Origin of the sequence: Ramlibacter tataouinensis TTB310, from assembly GCF_000215705.1 — a bacterium.
Lineage (GTDB): Bacteria > Pseudomonadota > Gammaproteobacteria > Burkholderiales > Burkholderiaceae_C > Ramlibacter > Ramlibacter tataouinensis.
On the sequence record NC_015677.1, the window covers coordinates 898,095 to 922,594 of the forward strand.

Consider the following 24,500-nt stretch of genomic DNA (forward strand, 5'->3'; position numbering starts at 1 on the left):
TACCTGTAACAGCACGGTGGCCGCGCAGAGGGGAAGTACACATGATTTTGGTTACAGGCGGGGCCGGCTTCATCGGCTCCAACTTCGTTCTGGACTGGCTGGCCGCGGGTGGCGAGGGCGTCGTCAACCTCGACAAGCTGACCTACGCCGGCAACCTGGAGAACCTGCGTTCCCTGGAAGGCAACTCCCGGCATGTCTTCGTGCAGGGTGATATCGGCGATCAGCAGTTGGTGAGGCAACTGCTGGCCCGGCATCGCCCGCGAGCGGTGTTGAACTTCGCAGCCGAATCCCACGTGGACCGCTCCATCCACGCGCCCGGCACCTTCATCGAGACCAACGTGGTCGGCACCTTCCGCCTGCTGGAGGCCGTGCGGGCGTACTGGGGCGAGCTGAAGGGCGGCGAGCGCGAGGGCTTTCGCCTGCTGCACGTGTCTACCGACGAGGTGTACGGCTCGCTGGCTCCGAAGGATCCGGCCTTCACCGAGCAGAACAAGTACGAGCCGAACAGCCCCTACTCGGCCAGCAAGGCGGCCAGCGACCACCTGGTGAGGGCCTACCACCACACCTACGGCCTGCCGGTCCTGACCACCAACTGCTCCAACAACTACGGTCCGTACCACTTTCCCGAGAAGCTGATCCCGCTGATGATCGTGAACGCCCTGGCGGGCAAGCCGCTGCCGGTGTACGGCGACGGCCAGCAGATCAGGGACTGGCTGTACGTGGGCGACCATTGCAGCGCCATCCGCCGCGTGCTGGAGGCCGGCCGTCTGGGCGAGACCTACAACATCGGCGGCTGGAACGAGAAGCCCAACCTTGAGATCGTGCAGACGGTGTGCAACCTGTTGGACGAGCTCAAGCCGCGCGCCGGCGGCGGCAGCTACCGCGAGCAGATCACCTTCGTGACTGACCGCCCGGGTCATGACCGCCGCTACGCCATCGACGCCCGCAAGATCGAGCGCGAGCTGGGCTGGAAGCCGGCGGAGACCTTTGAGACCGGCATCCGCAAGACGGTGCGCTGGTACCTGGAGCACGGCGACTGGGTGCAGCGCGTGCAGAGCGGCGCCTACCGCGAGTGGATGAACACCAATTACGCCGCGCGCGCTGCCTGAGTTTGCCGTGAAGATCCTGTTGTTTGGCAAGAACGGCCAGGTGGGCTGGGAGCTGCAGCGCAGCCTGGCGCCTCTTGGCGAGCTGGTGGCGCTGGGCTCGCGCGAGGCGGATCTTCCGTCCAATTTTCTGGAACCTGATCGGCTGGCCGAGACCGTCCGCCGCGTGCGGCCAGACGTCATCGTCAACGCGGCGGCGTATACCGCCGTCGACAAGGCCGAGACTGATCAGCACAGCGCGCAGCTGGTGAACGCGGTGGCACCGGGCGTGCTGGCGCAGGCAGCCAATGCATGCGGCGCGGCCCTGGTCCACTACTCAACGGACTACGTGTTCGACGGCAGTGGCGCGGCCCCGCGCATCGAAACCGAGCCCACTGCGCCGTTGAACGTCTATGGCCTGACCAAGCTCGAGGGTGAGCGGCTCATCCAGCAACATTGCGAGCGGCACCTGATCTTGCGGACGAGCTGGGTCTATGGCGCGCGCGGCGGCAACTTCGCCAAGACCATGCTTCGCCTGGCCAAGGAGCGGGACCGCCTGACCGTGGTGGACGACCAGGTCGGCGCGCCGACCGGCGCGGACCTGCTGGCCGACGTGACGGCCCATGCCCTGCGCGCCCTGGTGGCCGATGGCGGCAAGGCCGGCCTCTACCACGTGGCGGCCGGGGGCGAGACCTCCTGGCACGGTTATGCGCGCTTCGTCATCGCGACCGCCCAGCAAGCAGGGCAGGTGCTGAAGGCGGGCGTGGAAGCGGTCGCACCCGTTCCCTCCACCGCCTTTCCAACGCCCGCCAGGCGTCCTCATAATTCCCGCCTCGACACCTCCCGCTTCCGCGCCGCCTTCGACCTGACGCTGCCCCCTTGGCAGCAAGGCGTGGCGCGGATGCTGGAAGAAATTCTTTAGCTCCCCATGACACAACGCAAAGGCATCATCCTGGCGGGCGGCTCCGGCACGCGCCTGCACCCGGCCACGCTGGCCATCAGCAAGCAGCTGCTGCCGGTGTATGACAAGCCGATGATCTACTACCCGCTCAGCACGCTGATGCTGGCGGGCATGCGGGACATCCTCGTCATCAGCACCCCGCAGGATACGCCGCGCTTCACCCAGCTGCTGGGCGATGGGTCCCAATGGGGGCTGAACATCCAGTACGCCGTGCAGCCGAGCCCGGATGGCCTGGCGCAGGCCTTCATCATCGGCGACAAGTTCGTCGGCAATGCACCCAGCGCACTGGTGCTGGGCGACAACATCTTCTATGGGCACGACCTGGCCCCCTTGCTGCGCAACGCCGACGCGCAAAAGACCGGTGCCACCGTGTTCGCCTACCACGTCAACGACCCGGAGCGGTATGGCGTGGTGGCTTTTGATCCGGAAGGCAAGGCCAGCAGCATCGAGGAAAAGCCGGCCAGGCCCAAGAGCCACTATGCCGTGACCGGCTTGTACTTCTACGACAACCAGGTCGTCGAGATCGCCAAGGCCGTGAAGCCCAGCGCACGCGGCGAGTTGGAGATCACCGCGGTCAACCAGGCCTATCTGGAGCGCAAGGCACTGTCGGTGCAGATCATGCAGCGTGGCTATGCCTGGCTGGACACGGGTACGCACGAGAGCCTGCTGGAGGCCAGCCAGTTCATCGCGACGCTGGAGCATCGCCAGGGGCTGAAGATCGCTTGTCCCGAAGAGATCGCGTGGCGTGCGGGGTTCATCGACGACGCGCAATTGGAGAAGCTGGCCAAGCCGATGGCCAAGAACGGCTATGGCAAGTACCTGCTCCACGTGCTGCGCGAGGGCATCGTCGAATGAAAGTCACCCCGACGGCCATTCCCGACGTGCTCATCATTGAGCCCAAGTTGTTTGGTGATGCCCGCGGCTTTTTCCTCGAGAGCTTCAACCAGCGCCAGTTCAATGACGCCACCGGGCTGCAGGTTCAATTTGTGCAGGACAATCATTCGCGTTCCGCCAAAGGCGTGTTGCGCGGGCTGCACTATCAGCTGCAACAGCCACAAGGCAAGCTTGTGCGCGTTGTGCGTGGGAGGGTCTTTGACGTAGCTGTGGACATCCGGCACTCCTCCCCCACTTTCGGCCGCTGGGCAGGCACCGAGCTCTCGGAAGACAACCATCGCCAGTTCTGGGTGCCAGCCGGCTTCGCGCATGGCTTTGTGGTGCTGAGCGATTCGGCCGACTTCTTGTACAAGACCACGGACTACTACGCCCCGCAGCACGAGCGCTGCATCGCCTGGAATGACCCGGCTATCGGAATCGACTGGGGACTTCAGGCAGCAGGCATCAAGCAGCCGCTGTTGTCGGCGAAGGACGAAGCGGGCGTGCTGCTGGCCCGGGCTGACGTGTTCGCTTGATTGCTGGCGTGCCGCGCACCCGTCAGGCCCGCTTTTCGCATCCAGATGAACCCAATCACCCGGCCTGCGTGATCCGCTGCGCCGTCCTGACCAGATGAGTGCTTATTCTTCGTCCCCGCTGGAGATCGTGGCCAGCGCGTGGCGCCATCGTGCGCTGATTGCCACGCTCACGGGGCGTGAGGTCGCCGGCCGTTATAAAGGATCAATGCTCGGCATCGTATGGGCCTTCCTGCTGCCGCTGCTGATGCTGGCCACTTACACATTCGTGTTCAGCGTGGTGTTCCAGGCGCGTTGGCAGGGACAGAGCGCCTCGCGTGGTGAGTTCGCGCTGATCCTCTTCGCCGGGCTGCTGGTGTTCAATCTTTTCTCGGAATGCCTCAACCGGGCGCCCTCGCTGATCCTGCAGAACCAGAGCTACGTGAAAAAGGTGGTGTTTCCTCTGGAGATCTTGCCTTGGGTGACGTTGGGCGCAGCACTGTTCCACACTGGCATCAGCTACTTGGTGTGGCAGCTGTTCGCGTTGCTGGTCCTGGGAGTGCCGTCATGGACAGTGCTGCTGCTGCCCTTGCAGTTGCTGCCCGTATGCGTGCTGACGCTGGGCCTGAGCTGGTTTACCGCCGCCCTGGGCGTGTACATGCGCGACCTGGCGCAGCTCGTAGGCGTGCTGCTGGGAATTTTGATGTTCCTGTCGCCGCTGTTCTATCCCCTTTCAATCTTGCCGCCAGGCTACCAGGCGCTGTTGGCGATCAACCCGCTGGCGCCCGCCATTGAAGCGACCCGCGAGGTTCTGATTTGGTCGCGCGTTCCGGCAGCACCGGGTTACCTGCTGCAGCTGGCGGTGGCGCTGATCGTGGCGTGGGCTGGCTTCGCTTTCTTTCAGCGCACTCGCCGGGGTTTTGCCGATGTCGTCTGAACCCATCATCGAAGTCCAGGGCCTCGCCAAGGCTTACCAGATCTACAACTCGCCACGAGACCGTCTGAGGCAGCTGGTGGCACTGGGCGGGCGCAAGCACTACCGCGAGTACTTGGCCCTGAACGGGCTGTCGTTCGCAGTGACACGGGGTGAGACGCTGGGTGTTATTGGCCGCAACGGCGCGGGCAAATCCACGCTGTTGCAGCTCATATGCGGCACTCTCAGCCCTACCGCAGGCTCCATCGCCGTGCGTGGTCGTGTGGCCGCCCTGCTCGAGCTGGGAGCGGGCTTCAACCCTGAGTTCACCGGGCGCGAGAACATTGCGGTGGCTGGGGCACTGTACGGCCTCAGCCGGCAGCAAGTGGAGGAACGCATGGAGCGCATCCTCTCCTTTGCTGAGATCGGCGCCTTCGTCGACCAACCGGTCAAGACCTACTCGAGTGGCATGTTCGTACGGCTGGCATTTGCGCTGATCGCGCATGTCGATGCCGATGTGCTGGTGGTGGACGAGGCCTTGGCCGTGGGTGACGTCTACTTCCAGCAGAAGTGCATGCGCTTTCTGCGCCGCTTCCAGGAGGGCGGCGGCACCATGCTGTTCGTCAGCCATGACACTGCAGCCGTGATGAACCTGTGCCGTACCGCACTATGGCTGCGGCAGCCATCGGCAGGCGACTACGTGCTTGGGCCGGCCGAGACCGTTTGCAAGGCCTACCTGCAGGACTTCTATGCCCGTCAGGAGGAGAGCCTGCGGTCGAGCAGCCCACTGGACGCGGCGGCCGCGCCAGCCAAGGACGACGTCATAGAGTGGCTGGCCGACCCTTTCGCCGAGAATATGGTGGAGGTTTCCCCGTATAACCACGCAGCCGAGTCATTCGGACAAGGCGGCGGGCGTTTCGTTTCGGCTGGCTTCCATGATCCTGAAGGCCGTCTGCTGACTACCCTGCGCGGGGGCGACCAGGTTGTCCTGCGGTTGCAGGCGCGCATGGAGCAGCCCATTGCCGATCCCGCCTTCGGCATCACCATCAAGGACCGACTTGGGCAGTTCATCTTTTCTGAAAGCACAGACAGTGCCTTTCGTAGCAGCCGTCCCGTGTTTGCGCCTGGCGACGTGGTGACAGTGGAGTTCAGCTTCCGCATGCCGATCTTGCTTCAAGGCCATTACACGCTGGACATCGCCTTCGCCGAAGGGCTGGGCCACGAGCACACGCAGCATCATTGGGTGCACGACGCTCTGGTTCTAACCTCGCTGCGTGGTCGCTTGGTGCAGGGCATTTGCGGCTTGCCGGACTTGGCGGTGCGACTGTCGCGGCACCCCGCGCGGGAGGAGGCACTATGACGGTCCTAGCAACCACTCGCTACGGCGACATGGAGTGCCTGTCGGGGGACAGCGTTGTGTCGCGTTCCCTCGTGCAATACGGCGAATGGGCGCAGCTGGAATTGGAACTGCTTGCGGCCCTGATTCGGCCGGGCACGGTCGTGCTCGACGTCGGCGCCTTCCTCGGCACACATACCCTGGCGTTCGCCACCATGGTGGGGCCGGAGGGTGTTGTGCACAGCTTCGAGCCACGTGCCGGCATTCGCGAGGTGTTGCGCCGCAACGTAGAGCGCAACGGCCTGCTTCAAGTGGTGCTGCACGCCTGTGCGCTCGGCTCGCGTGCGGAGCGCATTGAGGTGCCGGCGATCGATCTGGAGAGTGAAGCCAACTTCGGCGGCTTGGCATTGGAAGGACACGAGGCTGCTGCCCGTACCGAGACCATCGTGATCGAGCGCCTGGATGACTTGGCGATAGACCGACTCGACTTCATCAAGCTTGATGCCGAGGGGATGGAGGCGGATGTGCTGGCTGGCGCTCGCCGCACGTTGGCACATCAGCGACCGCTGCTGTTTGCGGAGTGCAACGACCTGGAGCGGGGCAGCCGCACCTTGGCGGCCTGCATTGCGCTGGGATATAGGGTTTACGGGGTACTCTCGCCGGCGTTCAATCCGGCCAACTTGCGTGGGCAGAACGAAAACATGTTTGGCGATGCCGTTGAGGCCTCGCTCCTGGCGGTCGCCCCCGAGAAACAGGACATGCTGCGCACCATCGCTGATCAGCTGACTCCGATCGCTTCGTTGGATGACTTGGCCCTCTTGCTGTTGCACAAGGCGCAGTACCCCATCGAGGTGCTTGCCCAAGGCGCGGCGGCTACGGTGCTTGGCACGGACTATCTCAGTCCTGTAGCGCGGCGTCAGCAGGACCGCATCACGGAGCTGGAACATGCGGTTAAGGAAGCCTACGACCGAGCTCAGGAGGCCCTCGGCGCGGAGCCTCTTAAGCCTGTGGTTCAGCGTCAGCAGGAACGTTTGACCGAGCTTGAAAGTGTCATAAAGGCAGCTTGTGACCGTGCACAGGAGGCGGAGCGGCGCGCCGAATTGGCAGCCAACTCCGTTGCTGCCGTGCAGGCGTTGGCTGATCATTTTCAGCGGACACAGGCACAAGCCCAGCAGGCACAGGCGCAGGCGGAGCGCTATCGGCGCAGCAGCCTCCTGTACTGGACCGAGCGCCTGCGTCAGGGGCTCGGGGGCCGGCGCCCGTGAAGCACAGCCTCGACGCGCTGGTGGTCCGCGAGGGGCGACTGTTCGCCTACGGTTGGCTCTTCCATCCAGTGCAGCCAACGCACGAGCTGGCTTTGCGTGTCACGCTGGAGGACGGCGCCAGCCTGCACCTGCCGGTCACGGCGGGCAAAGAGCGCTCCGACGTCGCAGCGGCCTTCCCGAGCGAACCGCAGGCGCGCTGGTCTGGCTGGATGGCCTATGTGGGTTGGAGCTATTCGCGGCCGCACCGTATTGAGTTGCTCGGCACCGTGAAAAGCGGCGAGCCTTTCGTTGTGCTGGTTGACGGCGTGCCAGCGGCACGGGCCTCGCTCAATGAGCGTTTGCGCACGTTCGTGCGGCGAGCGCGACGTCAGTGGAAAGGCCAGGCCACGGTCGATGCCGAACAAGCGGAGGGCGAAGTCGCGGGGGATGAAGAGGCGTTGGCGGCCGTGCGGGTGGCCATGAAGGCGGCCGGTCTGCAGCGCCTTTGCCTGGTGATTGACCATGCCATGGGCGGCGGGGCCAACCACTACCGCAAGGAATGGGTGACACACCGACTTACCGAGCTGCCGCTCTTGGCGGTAATGACTTTCGACGTGCATCGCCTGAGCTATGGCTTGGAGCTGCAGACCAGTACCGGACACGTGCTGCGGATGGCTTGCAGCGGCAATCTGCCTGCGGCTCTGGCGGCCTCTGGCCTGGTGCATAAGGTCTTCTACAACGACGCGGTCTCCTTTCCGCGCGCGGGTGAGGTGCCTGCTTGGCTGCAGGCCTTCGTGGCGGCGGGCGCATCGCTCACCGTGGCAGTGCACGACTACCTTGCGGTATGCCCGTCGCCATTCCTGCTGAACGACGCCAACACCTTCTGTGGGGTACCCCCGATCGAGGAATGCATGCGTTGCATGCGCTGCAACGACAACGCCTTTCCGACTGTCCGGCCCGCTCCAGACATGGTCGGGTGGCGTAGCACCTGGGGTGATGCGCTGGCTGTAGCCGACGCCATCCTCTGCTTCTCGGCCTCATCCCAAGATCTGCTACTGCGTGCCTACCCCCGACTGGACCGCACGCGCATCCGCGTGGTGCCGCACGAAGTACGCCGATTCACGACCCAAGTGCATCACTTGGGTGAGGGGCCGCTGCACGTGGGCGTGGTCGGCGCCATCAGCATGCACAAGGGCGCGGGTGTGCTGAAGGCGCTGGCGCGTGAAATCGAGGCGCGCGGAGCGCCAGTGCGCATCACGGTCTTTGGGACGCTGGAGGGCGCCGTGGCCGGCGACACCGTGACAGTGACCGGCGCTTATGAGCGCGACGAGCTGCCGGGCTTGATCGAACGCTCTGGCGCAAACGTGTTCCTGTTGCCCTCAATCTGCCCCGAAACCTTTTCCTACGTCACGCACGAACTGGTGCAATTGGCGCTACCGGTGGCCTGCTTCGACTTGGGCGCACCGGCCGACTGTGTGGCGCAGTACAAGCGCGGCCGGGTGCTACGGCAGCGCGGCGCTGCGGCGCTGCTCGATGACCTCATCGCCTTCCACCGCGATATCCATATCCTCAGCCTGCAGAGGGACCAATGAAAAAGATCCACGTATTCACCAGCGCTGCCTTCAACTACATCCCGAAGGTGCGCATGCTGTTTGAGTCCCTGCGCAGGCTACACCCCGAGTTCGTGCTGCACCTGGCGTTGGCCGATCGCATTGCGCCGGGCAGCGATCTGACGGCCGAGCCCTTCGACCACGTCATGGCCGTCGAGGAAATGGGTATCCCGAACGTGCAGCGCTGGATCTTCTGCCATCGCATAGTGGAACTAGCAACCGCGATCAAGCCGTTCATGCTGAGGGCCCTGCTGGAGCGCGACGATTGCGCCGGCGTCCTCTACATGGACCCCGATACGGTGGCCTTCTCACGCCTGGACGATATCGTTCAGGCAGTGAGCAGGCACAGTGTGGTGCTGACACCCCACCTCACGCTTCCCGAGTTGACATTGGAGGGCGTGATGGACAACGAGATCAGCTGTCTCAAGCACGGCATCTACAACCTGGGCTTCGCGGGCGTCAAGGCCGACGAACAGGGTAGGGCTTTTGCCAGCTGGTGGTGCGAGCGCATCTACCGCTTCTGTCGCGATGACATCAAGAATGGCCTGTTCACTGACCAGCGTTGGATCGACCTCGTACCGGCATTCTTCGATAACGTTGGCATCCTGCGCTCGCCTCGCCACAACGTGGCCACCTGGAACCTGCGCCGTCGCCTGCTGGAGGGTTCTGTTACCGAAGGCTTGCGCGTGAACGGTGAGCCGCTTGGTTTCTATCATTTCACTGGCTTCGATAGCGGTGCGCACAAGGCAATGGCGGACAAGAATGCGCAAGGCAATGCCGCCGTTGCTGGTCTTGTGCAGTGGTACCTCGACGCCACACGCAAGCTGGCGCAGGATCCGCTGGCCCGGGTGCCCTGGGCGTACAACACCTTCTCCGATGGCACGCCTATCAGCCCCGCCCAACGTGTCGTCTATCGCGACCGGCCAGACCTGCAGGACACTTTCGCCGACCCGTTTGAAGTGACGGGCTATCCCCTTTGGTGGAAGAAGAATGCGCCGCGCGAGTACCCGGGTCTGTTTGATCCCACACGCCAGGCCGGCGAGCTGGAGCGGTTGACCCAGCAGTTGTCGCCCGGCTGTTCGCCCGAACCAGGCCGGGCAGTCGTGCAAGCTGCGCAATTGGCGGGCGCCAAGCCTTTGCAGCCTGCGGGCCCGCCGGCATCGCTGCTGCGGCGTGGTTGGCGAGTGTTCCGGCGTGAAGGTATGCGGGGCGTGCTCAGGAGACTCTCGTGAACTTTGGGCTGCGCGGCTGGAGTCGCGTTGGCATCGGCACTGCGCGACGGGCACTCACCGTTATTACGTTGCTGCTAGCGTGTTCAGTGGCTGCGATCCACGCGCCTGGACACGTGTCCATGGACACCAGCGTGCAGCTGTATGAGGCCCATACCGGTTTGTCGGTGAGCTGGAACCCTCCCTTTATGTCAGCCTTGATGCGTTGGCTGGGTGGTGGCGAGCTCGCCACGACCGCATTAGTCATCCTGCACGTGGTATTGCTGTACGGAGCCAGCCTGTTGGTGATCGATTCGCTATTACGCGCTCGCGAAAGAAATGGCAACACTACCGTGACCATTTGGAAAATGTTGCTCGCTAGCGCAGTTGTTCTCAACCCGATCATCGCCATCTATGCGGGCATCGTATGGAAAGACGTGCTGTTCGGCGCCTTGCTGGCTGGAGGAGCGGCCTGCGCGATAGCCGCGCTGGCGGAGCAGGGGACACCACGCGGGCTGTACGCGACGTTGGCGGTATTGGCGCTCGCGGCTGCATTGCTTACGCGCCAGCAAGGCATCTTCATGGCTCCGGTGCTGCTGCTGGTGTTGTTGGCCGACCGAGGCCGCCGCACAACCCTCCGTGCATGGCTCTTGGTTATGGCGGCTTTCGCACTCGCGGTGCTGTTCCTGCAGCAGTCGGCGGGCCAAGCTGTGCGGGATAGTGATTCGCGTTCTACGTCAGTTGGATTTCGCAGCATCATGATCTTTGACATGATGGGAATCGTTGCCTACTCAGCTCGATCCGCGAGCGAACTGGCAGCGGCGATCACACCTCAGCAACTAAGGGCGGTGCGGATCGTCTATCAGCCCAGTCGCATTGACTCCATCGCCAGCGACCCTGTTGCGGAAAGTTGGCTGAACGGCTTTACGCCGACAGCACTGCGTGGCGCTTGGTGGGCGTTGGTTTGCCAGAACCCAGGCGCCTGGCTAAAGCATCGGGCAGCTGCCTTTGCGACGCTGCTGGGTCTTAGCGGCATTAAACACACGCTGCCGGTCCACACCGGCGTACACGGCAACACTGCCTACCTGCAGGCGGTAGGGCTACAGGAGCGGCGGAGTCTGCGCGACCTGCTGGTTGAACGCGTCGCCGCTTCCCTGTTTGGGTTGCCCCTTTACCGACACGCGTTTTGGCTGACCACACTGATCGTCTGCGCCGTTGCATGGCATCGTTGTGCGCTGCAAGCGCCACTTCGCCGCACCGCAGGCTGCATCATTGCGGCTTGCGCATTGTTCTATGTGTCCTTCGCTCCTACCATGATTGCAAGCGATTTTCGATACCTGTTCGCCGCAATTCCGCTAATTGGGCTAGTAATCTTGGTGCTCGCGTTCGGCGCACGCGAAGAGGAGCATGCCCCATGAGCATGCCGCTTACCCTGTCTTTTGCTGAGACTCGACGCGATGCTGGATCGGCGCGCGTTGCTGTGGTCGTCCCGTCTTACAAGGCTACCCGCCACATCCTGGACGTGATTGGCGGCATGGGCTCAGAGGTGGACCGTATCTATGTAGTCGACGACTGCTGCCCTGAACGGACTGGTGATTTTGTTGAGCGCCAAAACCGCGATCCGCGGGTGCGCGTGCTGCGGAATGCTGCAAACGAAGGCGTGGGCGGCGCGGTGATGCATGGCTACAAGCAGGCCATTGCCGATGGTTATGACGTGCTAGTCAAGATGGACAGTGACGGTCAGATGGATCCTCGCATGCTGCCCCGATTGGTACAGCCCATCGTACAGGGTCAGGCGGACTACACCAAAGGCAATCGTTTTTACGATCTCAAGGCAATCCACCGCATGCCGGCGGTACGCATCTTCGGCAATGCCGTGTTGTCCTTCATGTCTAAAGTCTCCACCGGTTACTGGGGAATGTTCGACCCGACCAATGGCTACACCGCGATTTCGGCGCGGGTGGCCGCGCATGTGCCGATGGACAAGATTAGCCAGCGCTATTTCTTCGAGACGGATATGCTTTTCCGGCTAAATATCCTAGGCGCGGTGGTGCGCGACATCCCGATGGATGCGATCTATGGCGATGAAACCAGTCATCTGCGGATCAGCCGCATTTTGCCCGAGTTCCTGGCCAAGCACGCCCGCAACTTCGGCAAGCGGATCTTCTACAATTACTTCTTGCGGGACCTGAATATTGCGTCTTTGCAATTGGTCGCTGGCAGCGGCCTGCTCGCCTTTGGCATGGTGCATGGCGGTTATCACTGGCTGCGAGCTCTGTCCACGGGGCTGCCCACGGCTGTAGGCATCATTATGGTTGCTGCCCTCACCACTTTGGTGGGCTTTCAGCTATTGCTCGCCTTCCTTTCCTACGACATGTCACATGTGCCGCGGGAGCCTATCGCCGAGCAACTCCCTGCGTCGACCCACTTACCAAGCTGACCATGTACCTCGAAACGCGAACCAATCTTCCGGTAACTGCGCTGGTGCAGCATTCGCGAGCTCAGCTCCCCCACATTAACGCAGTTGTAGTCTGCAGAGCACACGATGTTTATCGACGTCCAGGCGAGTGCGATTACGCACCTGCGAGAGCAACCGGTGGTCAGACATGATGACAAGTGCTAAATTTTTCTATGCACTGCTGACCGTGGCTGGTATATCGGCAGGGCAACTGCTGCTGAAAATTGCCGCTGTTCACCTTCATAACGGAACTGCATGGGAGGTGAGCGTGGCCGGTTTTCGGGTCAACGCCTGGCTAGTGGGAGGCATTGCCGTGCTCGGTGTGTCTACCTTGGTGTGGCTGTCGGTATTGCGCACCGTACCTCTGAACTATGCCTACCCCATCATGGCGCTGGCATTCGTGATGGTGCCGGCCATGAGCTTCCTCGTACTAGGCGAGCCTCTGACCTTGAAGCTTGGCCTGGGTAGCTTGCTAATTGCCGCCGGCGTAGTTGTCATCTACACCTGAGTCACCGTGCTTTTCAGCTGCTTGAAGTGATTGAGTCCGGCATCCGGCACGCAATGCCATCCCTCGCCGGCAGCATCTCTCCGCCGCCTGAGAAAAACTAGGTCCCCGCATGGCTGCATCGTCCACCCCCTTGTCTGCTGGCATTGCCATGTGCGTCTACAACGGCGCACGCTTCCTATCCAAGCAGCTGGAAAGCATCGCTGCACAGACGATCCTGCCGACGCGCATGGTGGTGCTCGACGACGGCTCTACCGACGGCAGCTGGGAGCTGTTGCAGGCTTGGGCGGCTGCAGCACCGTTCCCCGTGGACGTGGAACGCAACCAGGAGAAGCTGGGTGTGGTGCGCAATTTCGAGCGCGCCGCCACTCGGTTGGACACCGATATCGTGTTCCTCGCCGACCAGGATGACCTGTGGTACCCGGAGAAGGTGCGCACCTTCCTACAGGCATTTACAGCCAATCCGGGGCTGTGGCTGCTGCACAGCGAAGCCGACCTTATCGACGGCGACGGACGCCCACTCGGCCGCCGTCTGTTCGACACATTGTTGGTCACGGCTCAGGAGCGTGCGTTGGTGGCCGCGGGTGAGGCCTGGCGCGTGTACGCCAAACGTAATCTGGTCACTGGTGCTGCGGCTGCCTGCCGGCGCGAGCTGCTTGCGCGAGCGACTCCCTTTTCTCCGCGCTGGGTGCATGACGAGTGGCTAGCGTTTGTCGCGGCGCTCGCAGGCCGTGTGGCCATGCTGGACTTGCCCACGATGGCCTACCGACTGCATGGTGGTAACACCGTTGGACTGCCGGTCCCAACGCTAGGCTGGCGCGTGCGCAGCACAGTGAAGGCTTTTACGGAGCCCACATCGCCCAGGCAGCTAGCGCGTGCCGAACGGCTGGAGGAGATTAGGGCCCTTGCCCGCCAGATCGGCGCAGCCCCACAAGTGCTGCAGCACCTTGAACGAGCCGCAGCCCATGCGCGGTTTCGCGCCGAGCTGCCGCGCAATCCCGTTGTGCGGCTGGCACGCATCTGGACCGAGCGGCGCGCCGGGCATTACCACGCTTGGTCGAATGGCCCTGTGTCGATGCTGCACGACCTGTTGATCGCGCGCTGATGGGCGACCTGAGGGTCTCAGTCGCCCTGTGTACCTGCAACGGAGCTGCGTACATCGGCGAGCAGCTGCGCAGCATACTTGCGCAGACACGTCGGGTGGCCGAGATCGTGGTGCGCGACGATGCCTCAGACGACGCCACCCTGGCCGAGCTGCAAGCCTCTTGGGAGGCTCACCGGTGGGCCGTAACCGCCGAGCCACCGCCGCTTCGCATCACCCGCAACCCGCGGCGCTTGGGCGTGGCACGCAACTTCGAAGCCGCGTTAAGAGACTGTCGAGGCGATCTGATCGCGCTTTGCGATCAGGACGATGTTTGGGACCCGCAGCGCCTCGCCATCTTGCTACCCCGGTTCGAGGCCGACGCGCGCCTGCTGCTGCTTCACGGTGATGCGCGCCTCGTCGACGGTCAGGGGCAGGATTTAGGCAGCACATTGTTCCAGGCTCTGAACGTCACGTCGATGGAATTGGAGGCCATCAGCGAGGGGCAAGGCTGGCAGCCGCTGCTCGGTCGCAATCTGGTGACTGGCGCCACTGTGCTGCTTCGCCGATCATTGTGTGATGCCGCTATTCCCATTCCTGACCATTGGCTGCACGACGAGTGGCTGGGCATTGTGGCAGCGCTGCTGGGCGGCTTAGCAGTGGAGCGGCGCTGCCTACTGGCTTACCGGCAGCACAGCGGCAATCAGATCGGCGCTCGTCGCGCTAGCTTGGCCGACCTTGCAAGCCGCGCGCTCGGTAGGCGCGAACAGTGGCATGCGCAGAAGCTGCATCGGGCACGGGAACTGCACCAACGAGCTGCACAGTTGCCTGGAGCAGGACCTGCTGAGGCGCTTGCCGAGATCGAGGAGAAGGTGCTACATCAAGCCGTTCGCGCGTCTTTGCCCGCAACTCGCATCGCCCGGCTGCTACCGGTCCTGCGGGAGTGGCGTACCGGGCGGTATCGACGTTTTGGGCGAGGGATTCAGGGGGTGCTTCGTGACCTGCTGCAGCCCGAATGAGGTGTGCAGCTCAGCGCATCGCATCGGGGAACCGCTCCTCACGCAATAGCCGGCGATAGGCGCTGAATGCAGGCGAGGTCCACAGCCGTCCCAGACTGGCCAAGTGCCACAGCAGCGGCTGTAGCGAAGCCTGACTGGCGCGCTGCGCGTCGTGTCGTGCTGTGACCGATTCTTCAAGCTGCAGCGACCAGCCGGCTAGGCGCAGGCGGGCGCACAGGTCAACGTCCTCGCAGTACATGAAGAATCGCTCGTCAAAACCCTTGACGGCTGCAAACGCCTCGGCGCGCAGCAGCATGAACATTCCGGCAATCCAGGCAGGCTGGGTAGGCGGCCGATGGCCAGGCAAGCGCCGCCGCAGCAGCTCCGCCGGGGTGGGCAGTTCGCGGTATGGCTCCAACGCGGATTTGCCCGGCTCCTGAATACGCGGGGCTAATAAGCCAGTGCGTGGACCAGCGACGTGCAGCAAATCCGCAATGGAGTCGCGCTCCATGCGGATGTCGGGGTTTAGCACCAAGAACCAGGGTGTGTGGCAATGCTTGAAGGCGGCATTGTGGTTGGCACCGAAGCCGCGCGGCTGCACGTTATGAATCAGTTTGATCGGCAGACTCAGAGCGCCAGTGTCTATTGCTGCCTCTGGCTTGTTAACTGTGAGAAGCACCTGGGATACGGTGCCTGCGCACCACTGCTGCAACTGTTTCAATAACGGCTGCACCAGCGGCCACTGCCCATGACTCACGACGGAGACGGTAACAGGTCTGGAAGAAAGGTCTTGCATGGCAGCCCGCGCATTTTAGAGTCTCGACTTATTCACGGCCAAGCGCAGGTGCGACAATCGCCCCCGACGATTGCGGGTGGTAGGGCATGCTGATTCTTCTTGTTCTTTGCGGATTGCTGTCGGCCGTGGGCTGCGCCGTGCTTTTGCGCTACGGACGGCGCAGTGCCCGGCGCTACAGCCTCCACATGCCCCAGCGTTTTCATGCCGGCCATGTGCCGCGCCTGGGCGGTGCCGCCATGATCGTCGCGTGCACGGTTGGCTGGGTGTGGATGGTCATCGCGCAGCAATGGTTCGGCGTGCCGACCGGCATCCCTTACGAGCCGATGTTTGCATTTTCCTTGTGGATCGTTGCCACCGTCGCCGCGGTCGGGGGGGTCGCCGAGGATGTCAGCCACCGCCTGGGCGCACGCTGGCGGCTAGGTTTCACCTTGGTCGCGGGTGTCGCGGCTGCCTGGCTCCTGGGCCTGAGAATCGACGGCTTGGGCTTGGCTGCGGTGGACCGGGTGTGGGACAACAGCCGCTGGGCGCCCCTGGTGCTCGCCGTCTTTGCCGTGGCCGGACTGCCCCATGCCTTCAACCTGATCGACGGCTACAACGGCCTGGCCGGGATCGTGGCCACCATCTGCTGCCTGGCTCTGGCTTATGTGGCCCTGCAAGTCGGCGACCGCCAACTAGCCGCCGTGGTCCTGGTCCTCGCCGGCGCCACCGCGGGTTTCCTGGTCTGGAATTACCCGCGCGGCCTCATCTTCGCCGGTGACGGCGGCGCCTACCTCTGGGGCGTGGTCATCGCAGTAACCGCCATCCTGCTGGTGCAGCGCCACCCGCAGGTCTCCCCCTGGTTCCCCATGCTGCTGCTGATCTACCCGGTGTGGGAGACGGTGTTCTCCATTTACCGCAAGCTGATACGCGGACAGTCGCCCGGCGTGGCGGACGCGCTGCACTTCCACCAGCTGATCTACCGACGCATCGTCCGCGGCGTGTTCGATGAAGACAACGAGGCCCGGCGCATGCTGATGCGCAACAATCGCACCTCACCCTATCTGTGGGGCTTCACGATCCTGACCGTGGTGCCGGCCGTGCTGTTCTGGCAGAACACCTACGTTCTGATGGCCTTTTGCCTGCTGTTCGTCATCAGCTACATCTACGCATACGTCAGCATCGTGCGGTTCAAGGTGCCGCGCTGGGTCAAGCGCTAGGGCTTTTCTGAACCGCGCCACGTTGTTCAGGCACGCGCCACCCCCCGCAGCAGCCGGAATGCCCGCATCAGCAGCCGCCTCACCACACGGCCACGCAGGGAAGGTTCGAACATGGGGCCATGGAAAGGCTGGCTGGCGTCGAACAGCATGCCTGCGATCTTCTTCAGCCGGTGGCGGCGGGCGATGGCCTGCTCCAGCTGGCCGGGGACGTCGGCCTCGTCGAAGGATGGCTGGCCGGTGAGGGCCAGCCAATCGAGGTGCATGAAATTGTTGATCCCCTGCATGAGCGAAGCATTGACCCACTGGTACTTGGGAAACACCAGGCCGATCTGCCAGGGGTCCAGCACGAGCACCTCGTTGGCCAGGAAGCGGCGGTAGTCGCGCAGCACCTCGTCCGACGTGTCGTTCAGGTAGCGCGGAGGCGCATAGCCCAGCCGGCGTGCGTAGTGCATCCCCATGTGCTGCTCCACCGCGAACTCCGCCCGGAACCGCTTCTCGAAGACATTCGATCCTTTGGCATGCGGACGCCTCTCGTAGAAGCGCCCGGCCGCCTCCGACATCAGCGGCACATCCCAGTACGCCTGCAGCACGTCCGTCGCGGCGAACTGGAACCAGTCACTCACGTGGTAGGGGATGCGTTCGAAGACGGCCATGTCGAGCGTGAAGAACGAGTTGGCGACGATGCGCCGGGCGCGCTGGTCGCGGCGCAGCTGCGTTTCGTAAAAGTCGATGAAGCTGGCGTGCTCCAGGTAGCAGTCGGTCCTCAGCTTGACCGCATACGGCGTCTTCACGGCACTCAGTCCCGCCTGGGTGCAGACGATCTGACGGTTGATGTTGTTGGCCTTCTGGTCGGTCAGCTTCAACGGGGCGAGCGGGCCGGGGTCCTTGGAGAGGACCACTTCATCGATGGGCAAGCCTGCGGGTATGTCGGCTCCCTCCCAGGTCGACAGCAGGATCCTCGCGCCAGGAATGCTCCGCCGCGTGAGCTTGAGGGCGTTGGCAAAAGGCACCGTATCGCGCTGGGCGTAGGGCTTCATGCTTCCTTGGAAGACGATGGTGATGTCGCTTGTTTTCATGTGCCACGCCTGAGGAGTTCCTCGTATTCGGAGGGCGTTCCCGAGAAACCGATCTGCTCGGCGGCCACCTGGTGGTAGGCCACCACCTTGCCTTTGGCGATGAGCTGGTTGTAGAGAGGGGCGACGTACACCTCCGTCCAGCGCTCGCGGTAAGCGTCCACGTTCGACAGCGCATGCGTGCAGGCGGCCGCGAAGTCGCTGCAGCGCGCAAAGTGGTAGAGACCTGTCGAGCAGAGGTCGGAGATGCGTTCCTTCTCGGTCGTCCGCGCCACCCGCCGCGTGAACGATGCCGCCGGCTCGACGAACGACCAGTGGTCGCCGGAGCCGGAAAAGACCTCCAGGTAGCCATCGGCGAATTCGCACTCCGCCGGAAAGCGGTACCCCGGCCGGATGGTGTCGATGTTGAAGATCAACAGCGATTCCGCAGGCTCGTAGCCGCTGCGTTCCAGGCCGATCAGAACCGTTTCCGCCTGCCCACGGGTGGCCGCCGGCAGGGCGACCACATCGGCCCAGCGGATGCCAAGCCGGCCGCATTCCATCTGGACGAAGCCCTCCGCACCCAGGTCGCTGCGGCACACGAACACGAATCGCTCGCTCGGGAAGTAATGCTCGAAAGACAGCACTGTCAGCGCGAACAGCGATTGCCTGCCCACGGGCAGCTCGTACTTGGGGCGGGCGTAGCCAGCCTCCCTGAAGCGCCGGCTGTCGCCGGCCATCGGTATGACGATCATGCACGCCACTCCTGGAAGATCCTCATGCAGTTGGCCATCAGGGCTGTCTGCCGCCGCGGCTGGTCGGCGTGCAGCGGCAGCATCGACAGGAACAGCAGCACCATGATCGGCTCGCAATCCCAGGCATCGGGGGTGCGGCCGGCGAACGAGGTTCCCTTGAAGGCGCGTTGGACCGATTCCCAGCTCTGGCACGACACATCGAAGCGGACGTCGTGGTCGTCGACCATCAGCTCGAAGCGGCCCGCGACGATGGCGTCGTACAAGCCCAGCACCGAATGTGCGAGCTTGGCCATGTCGTAGCGGAAGTCCCCGAACGAGGTGATCCTCCCGCTGGCGTCCAACCCCCGCGGGTCGATCACCTTGATGCGGTCAGCCCGAAAGTCATAGAGGATGTTGCTGAAGCACAAGTCCCCATGCACGAACGAAGGCACGGGCGGCCTGGCGCTGACGGCAGCGTAGGCCTGCTGCGTCATCTCGCTCAGCGACGGCAGCGCCGACCCGTTGAACTGCCAGGCTTTGTGAATATCCACGCCGGTCTGGCGCGAGAAGGCCTCGAGCCGCACAAGGGTTTTGTCCAGGTAGGTGCGTCTGGTCAGTTCGCTGTCGCCGGCACCGGCGACCGGGACGCCGCGCTCGGCGCAAAGGTAGCGGTTGCATGCCGCCATCACCTTCTTCCAGACCTTCACCGGAAGGCGCCCGAAGACGTAGAGCTCGCTCAGCGATGTGAGCGGCAGGTACTCGATCGAGTACGCGCCGTGCTCGGCTGATTCGCCGCAGATCAGGTTGGGCAGGAACGGCCTGATGGCCTGGGGAGCCGTTTCGAACCACGTGGCTTCGGCGCACATCTTGCGGACGTCATCGCTGGACTTGGTGAGGACGCCCTCCACCACGTTCAGGCGGTTGAAGTGGCGCTGAGTCGTCATCGCCAGCCGCGAGTGGAAGTAGGTGTGGACGTGGCCGAAGTCCAGCCATCGCTTGAGGGACCTGCGCTCCAGGCTCTTGTACTCCCGCCCGTAGCGGGTCACCGTCTGGATGAAGTCGCCGGATTCCCGCAGCAGCCGGCGCAGCGCGTCGGCATTGGAAAACGAGAACATTCCCGCCCAGGCCTCTTCGTTCTCCGCGTCTTCCGGGGACGCCTCGTAGTGCCATGGGTAGAACTCGTCCGAGTTGCCCACCGCGATCCAGTCCGTGCCGCCGAGCTCGTCCTCGAAGACCAGCGTGTCCCCATAAAGGATGTCGATCCGGTCGCTCGCGTCGACCTGACCGAGCGCCTCCTGGACCGCCCCGCCCAGCGTCTGGCCGACCGCGGTGCGGATGACCCGCACTCCCAGCCTGGCCATGGCATTGCCATCCGCGTCCTCGAGATGGAAGTCGCTGGGCAGCGTCAGGACAACGCTCCCGTACGACCGGGACACCTGCGCGATCTGGTGGGTGTACAGGCGCTGGTTGCCCAGCGGCAGGAAGGTGGGCGGAATCTTGCCGAATTCGGCACGCAGCTCGCTCTCGACGTACTGGCCCGAAATGATGAGCAGCATGTCAATCTCCACCGCTTTCCGCGCGAAGAATATCGCGAATTTCCTCGATCGAGTGGCGGACGAACTCCGACGGACGGATGGCCTTGTCGTCCACGTAGAAGCCGCCGTCACCGCACCAGGGCTTGCCCACGTACACCTCGTCGAAAGGCACGTCATGGCGTTTGAGCCATTCCAGGATGACGGGCAGGGTGTGCGCGTTGATCTTCCCCACGTTGCCCTCGTACGTGCGCATGTTCCGGCTGGTGTGGATCACGAGCTCGAAGCCGGCCTTCTTGTACTCGCGCAGGCGGGCGATGAGCGGCAGGTTCGGCACGGCATTGGCGTATCCCTCGCCCGCGTGCAAGGTGATGGTCTGGTCCAGGTCGATGATCAGGCGGCTCATCATTTTGCTCGCTAAAGCTCGCTCGCGCCGATCTCGGTCAAGGTGCCGTGCGACAGCCGGAAGAAGCGGCTGCAGTAGCGCCTGAGCTTGTCGTGTTCATGCGAGGCGAATACGAAGATCCCCACGCTGGCGATCAGCGCCTCCATGCGCTGGCGCGCCTGGACTTGGAACTCCGCGTCGCCGGCGTCGAAGATCTCGTCCAGCAGAAGGATGTCCGGCTCGGTCGAGGTGGCGACGGCGAACATCAGCCGCGTCGTCATGCCCGCGGAGTAGGTGCGCACGGGAAGGTTGAGGAAATGGCCCAGCTGGGTGAACTGCTCGATGTCGGGCAAGGCCTTCTTCACCTCTGCGGCCGATCGGCCCAGCAGCCGCGACATGCGATGGATGTTTTCATAACCCGAGAGCTCGCCGTCTAACCCGGCGCCCAGCTCCAGCACGGTGGCGATGCGGCCCGAGGTGGCTACCACGCCGGATACCGGAACGTAGACGCCGGCGATGGTTCGCAGCAGCGTGCTTTTGCCCGCGCCGTTGTGACCGCTCAGGCCCACTCGGTCGCCTTCGCGCAATTCAAACGACACCTTGTGAAGCGCCGTCACCAATTGCACGCCCGCCGCCTCCTGTTCGACCAGGCCGCCAGTGGACAGCCGCACCAGATGGTTGCGCAGCGACTTGCTGCGGTTGCTGTAGACCGGGTATTGGACAGTCACATTGTCGAAGGACACCCTGGCTCCCCTCATACCCAGTACGCGATCCGGTTGCGCTTGGCATTGAACAGCGCCAGCGTGGAGGCCGTGCCGATCGCCAGCATGGCCAGGCTGGTGAGCACCACATGGCCGGGCGGTGGGGTGCCCAGCAAGGGGTGGCGCACCAGCTCGATGAAGTGGCTAAAAGGATTGAGCCAGATCAGCCATCCGCTGATCGGCAGGTAACTGGGCCGGTAGAACACCGGGCTCAGGAACATGAGGATGGGCATCGCGGCTGCGAGCAAGTACTCGAGGTCGCGAAATCGCGCGCCCAGCATGCTGAAGAGCATGCTGATCCAGACCAGGTTGGCAAGGGTGACCGCCAGGCACGGAATCACCAGCAGTGTGTTTCGATTGACAGGGACGTCGAAGATGAAGACGACGGCAACGAAGACCGGGAGCACATGCAGGAAGTTGATGGCGTGCTTGACCACCATCTGCAGCGGGTACAAGGTCAGGGGAAGGCGGACGTTGCGGATCAGGGTTCCCTGCCGCCAGTAGGTCGTGGTCGCCTCGACGATGCAGCCGCTCAGCAGCTGCCACATGATCAGGCCCGCCGTGAGCGCGGGAACGAAGACCGCCCGGTCGAGCTTGAACAGCTCGCTCCAGACCAGGCCCAGGCCGGCCGTGCCCGCCGCCGTGCCGAGCGTCAGCCACCAGGGGCCCAAGGCGCTGCGACGGTAGCGCGCCTGCAAATCGCTCCATGCCAGGTAGAAGATCAGCGGCAGGGCGCGGCCAGCCTGGGCAATGTCATGGAGGCCTGCGTTGCGGGTGAGCACTCTCATGGGGCCGGGCGGGACGTGAAGTGCTCGGGCAGGGGCCCGAGCCGTCCGGAGAAGCCATCCTTGATGGCGCACAGCACCATGCGCCATGGACGGGGACGGAAGCGCCCCGGCGTACACAGCCACAACCCCAACCCGAACAATGCGCCGAGTCCCGCGCCGGCGTAGCCGGCCTTGCAATAGGCGCGCTTGACGACGATCCGGTTGCGGACGTTGAAGTAGTGCCTGGGCCCGAACTCGGTGGACCGCAGGCGTTCTTGCTTCTTTCGCTTGTGCACGATGCCGCTCGCCGGCATCAGCCAGAGGCTGTAGCCATGTTTCTTCAGACGAAGCGAATACTCGGTGTCATCGTAGGAGACGAAGAACTCGGTCCTAGGCAGGCCGACGGCGCGCACGGCGGCAGCTGACACCATGAAGCCGACGAAGGAGGCCGTATCGACGGCCACCACGCTCGCGGTGTACGCGCCGGACGGAACTGGACGTTCGTAACCCAGGAGCATATTGAAACGCCGCCGGTGCGTAGTGGCGATGTCACCGAATTCCATGACACGGCTGCATGCGACGGCGGCGTTCGCAGGCAGGTGGGGCAACTGTGACGCGAGTTCCTCGAGCGCACCAGCTTCCGGTATGGCGTCGTCGTCCATCAGCCAGAGCCAGTCGACGCCTAGCTCGAGCGCATGCTGGATGCCAAGGGCGAAGCCGCCCGCACCACCGAGGTTCACATCCGAGCGCACGATCACGGCTGACGCCTGGGCCAGGATTTCCTGCGTTGCCTGGCCGCTTGCGTTGTCAACGATCACAGCTTGGTACCGAAGTCCCCTCTGCTGCTTCAATGCCAATAACAACTCCGCCAGAAGCTGCGGCCGGTCGTGGGTAACGACGATGACAGCAACGGTCGCTTGATGACCCGCGTCAGGAAGGTCGCTGGACGCAACAGCCGCTGGTGCCGCCGTTGGTGACCATCGGCGGGCAGGGGAAAGCGGAACGAAGTGCATCAACCGAGGCTAAATGCGACCGGGCATTTGCCCTCAGCAAGAGGTATGCAAGTGCACATCGTGCACAGGTCGACGTGCTCGTGCTTGAGTCCTGGGCTGGAAGCTCACCAACCACCTTGCAGTTTGGCTGGCCCATCGGAGCAGATGAGGAGTTGCCGGCAGTGCGCATCACTCAGCATTCAGTATTTCCCGTGTTTCCATTTGATGCCATTTGTCGCGCTATGCCTGAGCGGCGACTCGTCGGCAATCAGGCGCGTCTCTTGCTCTTGGCCTGCTCCTGTCGTGACTATCATTCCTGGAAGCGCTTGGAGAAATCACGGCAATGCGAGCAAATCGAAGCCTGACCATCGATCAAATCAATGCGGTCCATGTCGCTTTTTTCGGCTGGCCCTGCGACCATCTCACTCCGCTGGAGGAGTATTTGGAGTGCGACAGCATTCAGCAGGTGACGGAGCGGATCGTCAACAGCTCGAGATTCAGGGCCGCTGAATTGCTCCGCCCCACTTTTGACCGCCTCAACCTGGTTCACGCCGCGCTTTTTGGTTGGCCTTGCGATCACTTGACGCCAGTGACCGTATACCTTGCAAGCAAGGACATGCACGAGGCGACGGTAAAGATTCTCCGAAGTGATCGCTACCGCTGGGAAGTGCGTGGGAAGGTGGGCCTGTGGCCGAAAGACAAATGGGTAATGGCGGAGTTCAAGGGCTTCAACATCTGGGTCAACCTGGCTGACAGCTACATCTCCTTTGGCGTGTTGCATGATCGCTGGGAGGAGCACGAAGTCGAATTCATGCTCTCGTGCCTGCAACCCGGCGACGGAATGATCGACGCGGGCGCGAACATCGGGGTCTTCACGTTGCAGGCTGCGGCCAAGGTGGGATCTCGTGGCCGGGTCTACGCATTCGAGCCCATGAACAAGACCTACGACATGCTTGCCCGCAGCGTGAAAGCAAACGGTCTCGAGGACCGGTGCGTCATCCACAACGTCGGGCTTGGCTCGACCCGGGGCATCGGCTCTTTTCACCTGAGCGAGCACGCCACCAACCCGGGCAGTTCATACGTGTCCATGGAGTCGGGCGGCGATCAGATCTCGATCGTGCCTATCGACGTCATGGCTTACGACCGGCCGATCCGCTTCCTGAAGATGGACGTGGAGGGATTCGAGCCCCACGTGGTAGCCGGTGCGACGGCGACGATCCGTCGACACAGGCCGATGATCCTCACCGAGTTCTTTCCGCGCTCGCTGCGCCTCATTGGTGGGTCTTCAGGACGTCAGTACGTCAGGCAGCTCGAAGAGTTGGGGTATTCGATGACCCTGTTTTCCGAGGATGGTGCAGGCGAACCGGTGACTTCTGCGGACGCGCACCGCTTCGACGACATCGCTGAACCGGAAAACTTGATCTGCACGCCTTCCTAGGCAACTCCTGGAGGTCGGCCACCTACAAGGTCGCGCGGGTGTATTGCGGCAGAATCCGGGTTA

24 protein-coding genes are annotated in these 24,500 nt (G+C 63.3%); 16 read left to right on the top strand and 8 right to left on the bottom strand.

Going from position 1 to position 24,500, the window contains the following annotated elements; translation table 11 throughout:
- Nucleotides 1-41: 41 nt before the first annotated feature.
- From rfbB to RTA_RS04515, 14 genes are all read left to right on the top strand, one after another.
- Nucleotides 42-1,109, top strand: a complete 1,068-nt coding sequence (gene rfbB, locus RTA_RS04450; RefSeq protein WP_013900183.1) for a dTDP-glucose 4,6-dehydratase — start codon at nt 42-44, stop codon at nt 1,107-1,109.
- Nucleotides 1,110-1,116: 7 nt separating this feature from the next.
- A complete protein-coding gene (gene rfbD / locus RTA_RS04455) occupies nt 1,117-2,007 on the top strand; it encodes a dTDP-4-dehydrorhamnose reductase (protein ID WP_013900184.1) in 891 nt (296 codons plus the stop codon).
- A gap of 6 nt (nt 2,008-2,013) precedes the next feature.
- Entirely contained in the window at nt 2,014-2,901 is an 888-nt protein-coding gene (gene rfbA, locus RTA_RS04460; protein ID WP_013900185.1) for a glucose-1-phosphate thymidylyltransferase RfbA, read from the top strand.
- The gene (gene rfbC / locus RTA_RS04465) at nt 2,898-3,455 is read left to right on the top strand and encodes a dTDP-4-dehydrorhamnose 3,5-epimerase (protein WP_013900186.1); all 558 of its coding nucleotides are present in this window, start codon (nt 2,898-2,900) and stop codon (nt 3,453-3,455) included. Before rfbA ends, rfbC begins: the two co-directional genes overlap by 4 nt.
- A 94-nt stretch (nt 3,456-3,549) precedes the next feature.
- The gene (locus RTA_RS04470) at nt 3,550-4,368 is read left to right on the top strand and encodes an ABC transporter permease (protein ID WP_041675046.1); all 819 of its coding nucleotides are present in this window, start codon (nt 3,550-3,552) and stop codon (nt 4,366-4,368) included.
- Nucleotides 4,358-5,704, top strand: coding sequence for an ABC transporter ATP-binding protein (locus RTA_RS04475; RefSeq protein WP_013900188.1), 1,347 nt, complete (start codon nt 4,358-4,360; stop codon nt 5,702-5,704). The genes RTA_RS04470 and RTA_RS04475 overlap by 11 nt, the downstream gene beginning before the upstream one ends.
- Nucleotides 5,701-6,945: an FkbM family methyltransferase gene (locus RTA_RS19645; protein WP_013900189.1), complete on the top strand. Its 1,245-nt coding sequence runs from the start codon at nt 5,701-5,703 to the stop codon at nt 6,943-6,945. The genes RTA_RS04475 and RTA_RS19645 overlap by 4 nt, the downstream gene beginning before the upstream one ends.
- Nucleotides 6,942-8,516 carry a glycosyltransferase gene (locus RTA_RS04485; protein ID WP_013900190.1) on the top strand — a complete coding sequence of 525 codons (1,575 nt, stop codon included), beginning with the start codon at nt 6,942-6,944 and terminating at the stop codon, nt 8,514-8,516. Before RTA_RS19645 ends, RTA_RS04485 begins: the two co-directional genes overlap by 4 nt.
- A complete protein-coding gene (locus tag RTA_RS04490; RefSeq protein WP_013900191.1) occupies nt 8,513-9,766 on the top strand; it encodes a hypothetical protein in 1,254 nt (417 codons plus the stop codon). The genes RTA_RS04485 and RTA_RS04490 overlap by 4 nt, the downstream gene beginning before the upstream one ends.
- Nucleotides 9,767-9,885: 119 nt before the next feature.
- Entirely contained in the window at nt 9,886-11,160 is a 1,275-nt protein-coding gene (locus RTA_RS04495; protein ID WP_013900192.1) for a hypothetical protein, read from the top strand.
- Complete coding sequence (locus tag RTA_RS04500) at nt 11,157-12,182, top strand: glycosyltransferase family 2 protein (RefSeq protein WP_013900193.1); 1,026 nt, start codon at nt 11,157-11,159, stop codon at nt 12,180-12,182. The genes RTA_RS04495 and RTA_RS04500 overlap by 4 nt, the downstream gene beginning before the upstream one ends.
- Before the next feature lie 166 nt (nt 12,183-12,348).
- On the top strand, nt 12,349-12,708 hold the full coding sequence (locus RTA_RS20575; protein WP_143762899.1) for a DMT family transporter: 360 nt from the start codon (nt 12,349-12,351) through the stop codon (nt 12,706-12,708).
- A 109-nt stretch (nt 12,709-12,817) separates the two neighbouring features.
- Nucleotides 12,818-13,810, top strand: a complete 993-nt coding sequence (locus RTA_RS04510; RefSeq protein ID WP_013900195.1) for a glycosyltransferase family 2 protein — start codon at nt 12,818-12,820, stop codon at nt 13,808-13,810.
- On the top strand, nt 13,810-14,805 hold the full coding sequence (locus RTA_RS04515) for a glycosyltransferase family 2 protein (protein WP_013900196.1): 996 nt from the start codon (nt 13,810-13,812) through the stop codon (nt 14,803-14,805). Before RTA_RS04510 ends, RTA_RS04515 begins: the two co-directional genes overlap by 1 nt.
- Nucleotides 14,806-14,815: 10 nt before the next feature.
- Here the strand turns inward: RTA_RS04515 and RTA_RS04520 are convergent, their stop codons facing one another.
- Nucleotides 14,816-15,580 carry a glycosyltransferase gene (locus RTA_RS04520; RefSeq protein WP_041675048.1) on the bottom strand — a complete coding sequence of 255 codons (765 nt, stop codon included), beginning with the start codon at nt 15,578-15,580 and terminating at the stop codon, nt 14,816-14,818.
- 86 nt (nt 15,581-15,666) lie between these two features.
- Between RTA_RS04520 and RTA_RS04525 the strand changes: the two genes are divergently transcribed.
- Entirely contained in the window at nt 15,667-16,776 is a 1,110-nt protein-coding gene (locus tag RTA_RS04525; protein WP_013900198.1) for a glycosyltransferase family 4 protein, read from the top strand.
- A 26-nt stretch (nt 16,777-16,802) separates the two neighbouring features.
- On the opposite strand, the gene RTA_RS19650 is transcribed toward RTA_RS04525, so the two are convergent.
- From RTA_RS19650 to RTA_RS04560, 7 genes are read right to left on the bottom strand one after another with little or no spacing between them, the layout of a single operon-like run.
- Entirely contained in the window at nt 16,803-17,852 is a 1,050-nt protein-coding gene (locus RTA_RS19650) for a WavE lipopolysaccharide synthesis family protein (protein ID WP_013900199.1), read from the bottom strand.
- Nucleotides 17,849-18,583 (bottom strand): glycosyltransferase family protein, encoded by a 735-nt coding sequence (locus RTA_RS04535; RefSeq protein WP_013900200.1) that lies wholly within the window; start codon nt 18,581-18,583, stop codon nt 17,849-17,851. The genes RTA_RS19650 and RTA_RS04535 overlap by 4 nt, the downstream gene beginning before the upstream one ends.
- Nucleotides 18,580-20,118: a phosphotransferase gene (locus RTA_RS04540; protein ID WP_013900201.1), complete on the bottom strand. Its 1,539-nt coding sequence runs from the start codon at nt 20,116-20,118 to the stop codon at nt 18,580-18,582. Before RTA_RS04540 ends, RTA_RS04535 begins: the two co-directional genes overlap by 4 nt.
- A 1-nt stretch (nt 20,119) precedes the next feature.
- Entirely contained in the window at nt 20,120-20,500 is a 381-nt protein-coding gene (locus RTA_RS04545) for an HAD family hydrolase (RefSeq protein WP_013900202.1), read from the bottom strand.
- Between the two features lie 11 nt (nt 20,501-20,511).
- A complete protein-coding gene (locus RTA_RS04550) occupies nt 20,512-21,222 on the bottom strand; it encodes an ABC transporter ATP-binding protein (RefSeq protein ID WP_013900203.1) in 711 nt (236 codons plus the stop codon).
- An 11-nt stretch (nt 21,223-21,233) separates the two neighbouring features.
- Entirely contained in the window at nt 21,234-22,028 is a 795-nt protein-coding gene (locus tag RTA_RS04555; RefSeq protein ID WP_013900204.1) for an ABC transporter permease, read from the bottom strand.
- On the bottom strand, nt 22,025-23,020 hold the full coding sequence (locus RTA_RS04560; RefSeq protein WP_081466209.1) for a glycosyltransferase: 996 nt from the start codon (nt 23,018-23,020) through the stop codon (nt 22,025-22,027). The genes RTA_RS04555 and RTA_RS04560 overlap by 4 nt, the downstream gene beginning before the upstream one ends.
- Nucleotides 23,021-23,342: 322 nt before the next feature.
- Between RTA_RS04560 and RTA_RS04565 the strand changes: the two genes are divergently transcribed.
- The gene (locus RTA_RS04565) at nt 23,343-24,437 is read left to right on the top strand and encodes an FkbM family methyltransferase (RefSeq protein WP_013900206.1); all 1,095 of its coding nucleotides are present in this window, start codon (nt 23,343-23,345) and stop codon (nt 24,435-24,437) included.
- Nucleotides 24,438-24,500: the final 63 nt, after the last annotated feature.

Coding starts and splice junctions, on each gene's coding strand:
- rfbC (WP_013900186.1), top strand. CDS start 2,898: ATGAAAGTCACCCCGACGGCCATTCCCGACGTGCTCATCATTGAGCCC.
- RTA_RS19645 (WP_013900189.1), top strand. CDS start 5,701: ATGACGGTCCTAGCAACCACTCGCTACGGCGACATGGAGTGCCTGTCG.
- RTA_RS04510 (WP_013900195.1), top strand. CDS start 12,818: ATGGCTGCATCGTCCACCCCCTTGTCTGCTGGCATTGCCATGTGCGTC.
- RTA_RS04515 (WP_013900196.1), top strand. CDS start 13,810: ATGGGCGACCTGAGGGTCTCAGTCGCCCTGTGTACCTGCAACGGAGCT.
- rfbA (WP_013900185.1), top strand. CDS start 2,014: ATGACACAACGCAAAGGCATCATCCTGGCGGGCGGCTCCGGCACGCGC.
- rfbB (WP_013900183.1), top strand. CDS start 42: ATGATTTTGGTTACAGGCGGGGCCGGCTTCATCGGCTCCAACTTCGTT.
- RTA_RS04525 (WP_013900198.1), top strand. CDS start 15,667: ATGCTGATTCTTCTTGTTCTTTGCGGATTGCTGTCGGCCGTGGGCTGC.
- RTA_RS04495 (WP_013900192.1), top strand. CDS start 9,886: ATGGACACCAGCGTGCAGCTGTATGAGGCCCATACCGGTTTGTCGGTG.
- RTA_RS04545 (WP_013900202.1), bottom strand. CDS start 20,500: ATGAGCCGCCTGATCATCGACCTGGACCAGACCATCACCTTGCACGCG.
- RTA_RS04490 (WP_013900191.1), top strand. CDS start 8,513: ATGAAAAAGATCCACGTATTCACCAGCGCTGCCTTCAACTACATCCCG.
- RTA_RS04520 (WP_041675048.1), bottom strand. CDS start 15,580: ATGCAAGACCTTTCTTCCAGACCTGTTACCGTCTCCGTCGTGAGTCAT.
- RTA_RS19650 (WP_013900199.1), bottom strand. CDS start 17,852: ATGAAAACAAGCGACATCACCATCGTCTTCCAAGGAAGCATGAAGCCC.
- RTA_RS04535 (WP_013900200.1), bottom strand. CDS start 18,583: ATGATCGTCATACCGATGGCCGGCGACAGCCGGCGCTTCAGGGAGGCT.
- RTA_RS04565 (WP_013900206.1), top strand. CDS start 23,343: ATGCGAGCAAATCGAAGCCTGACCATCGATCAAATCAATGCGGTCCAT.
- RTA_RS04540 (WP_013900201.1), bottom strand. CDS start 20,118: ATGCTGCTCATCATTTCGGGCCAGTACGTCGAGAGCGAGCTGCGTGCC.
- RTA_RS04475 (WP_013900188.1), top strand. CDS start 4,358: ATGTCGTCTGAACCCATCATCGAAGTCCAGGGCCTCGCCAAGGCTTAC.
- RTA_RS20575 (WP_143762899.1), top strand. CDS start 12,349: ATGATGACAAGTGCTAAATTTTTCTATGCACTGCTGACCGTGGCTGGT.
- RTA_RS04500 (WP_013900193.1), top strand. CDS start 11,157: ATGAGCATGCCGCTTACCCTGTCTTTTGCTGAGACTCGACGCGATGCT.
- RTA_RS04470 (WP_041675046.1), top strand. CDS start 3,550: ATGAGTGCTTATTCTTCGTCCCCGCTGGAGATCGTGGCCAGCGCGTGG.
- RTA_RS04555 (WP_013900204.1), bottom strand. CDS start 22,028: ATGAGAGTGCTCACCCGCAACGCAGGCCTCCATGACATTGCCCAGGCT.
- RTA_RS04560 (WP_081466209.1), bottom strand. CDS start 23,020: ATGCACTTCGTTCCGCTTTCCCCTGCCCGCCGATGGTCACCAACGGCG.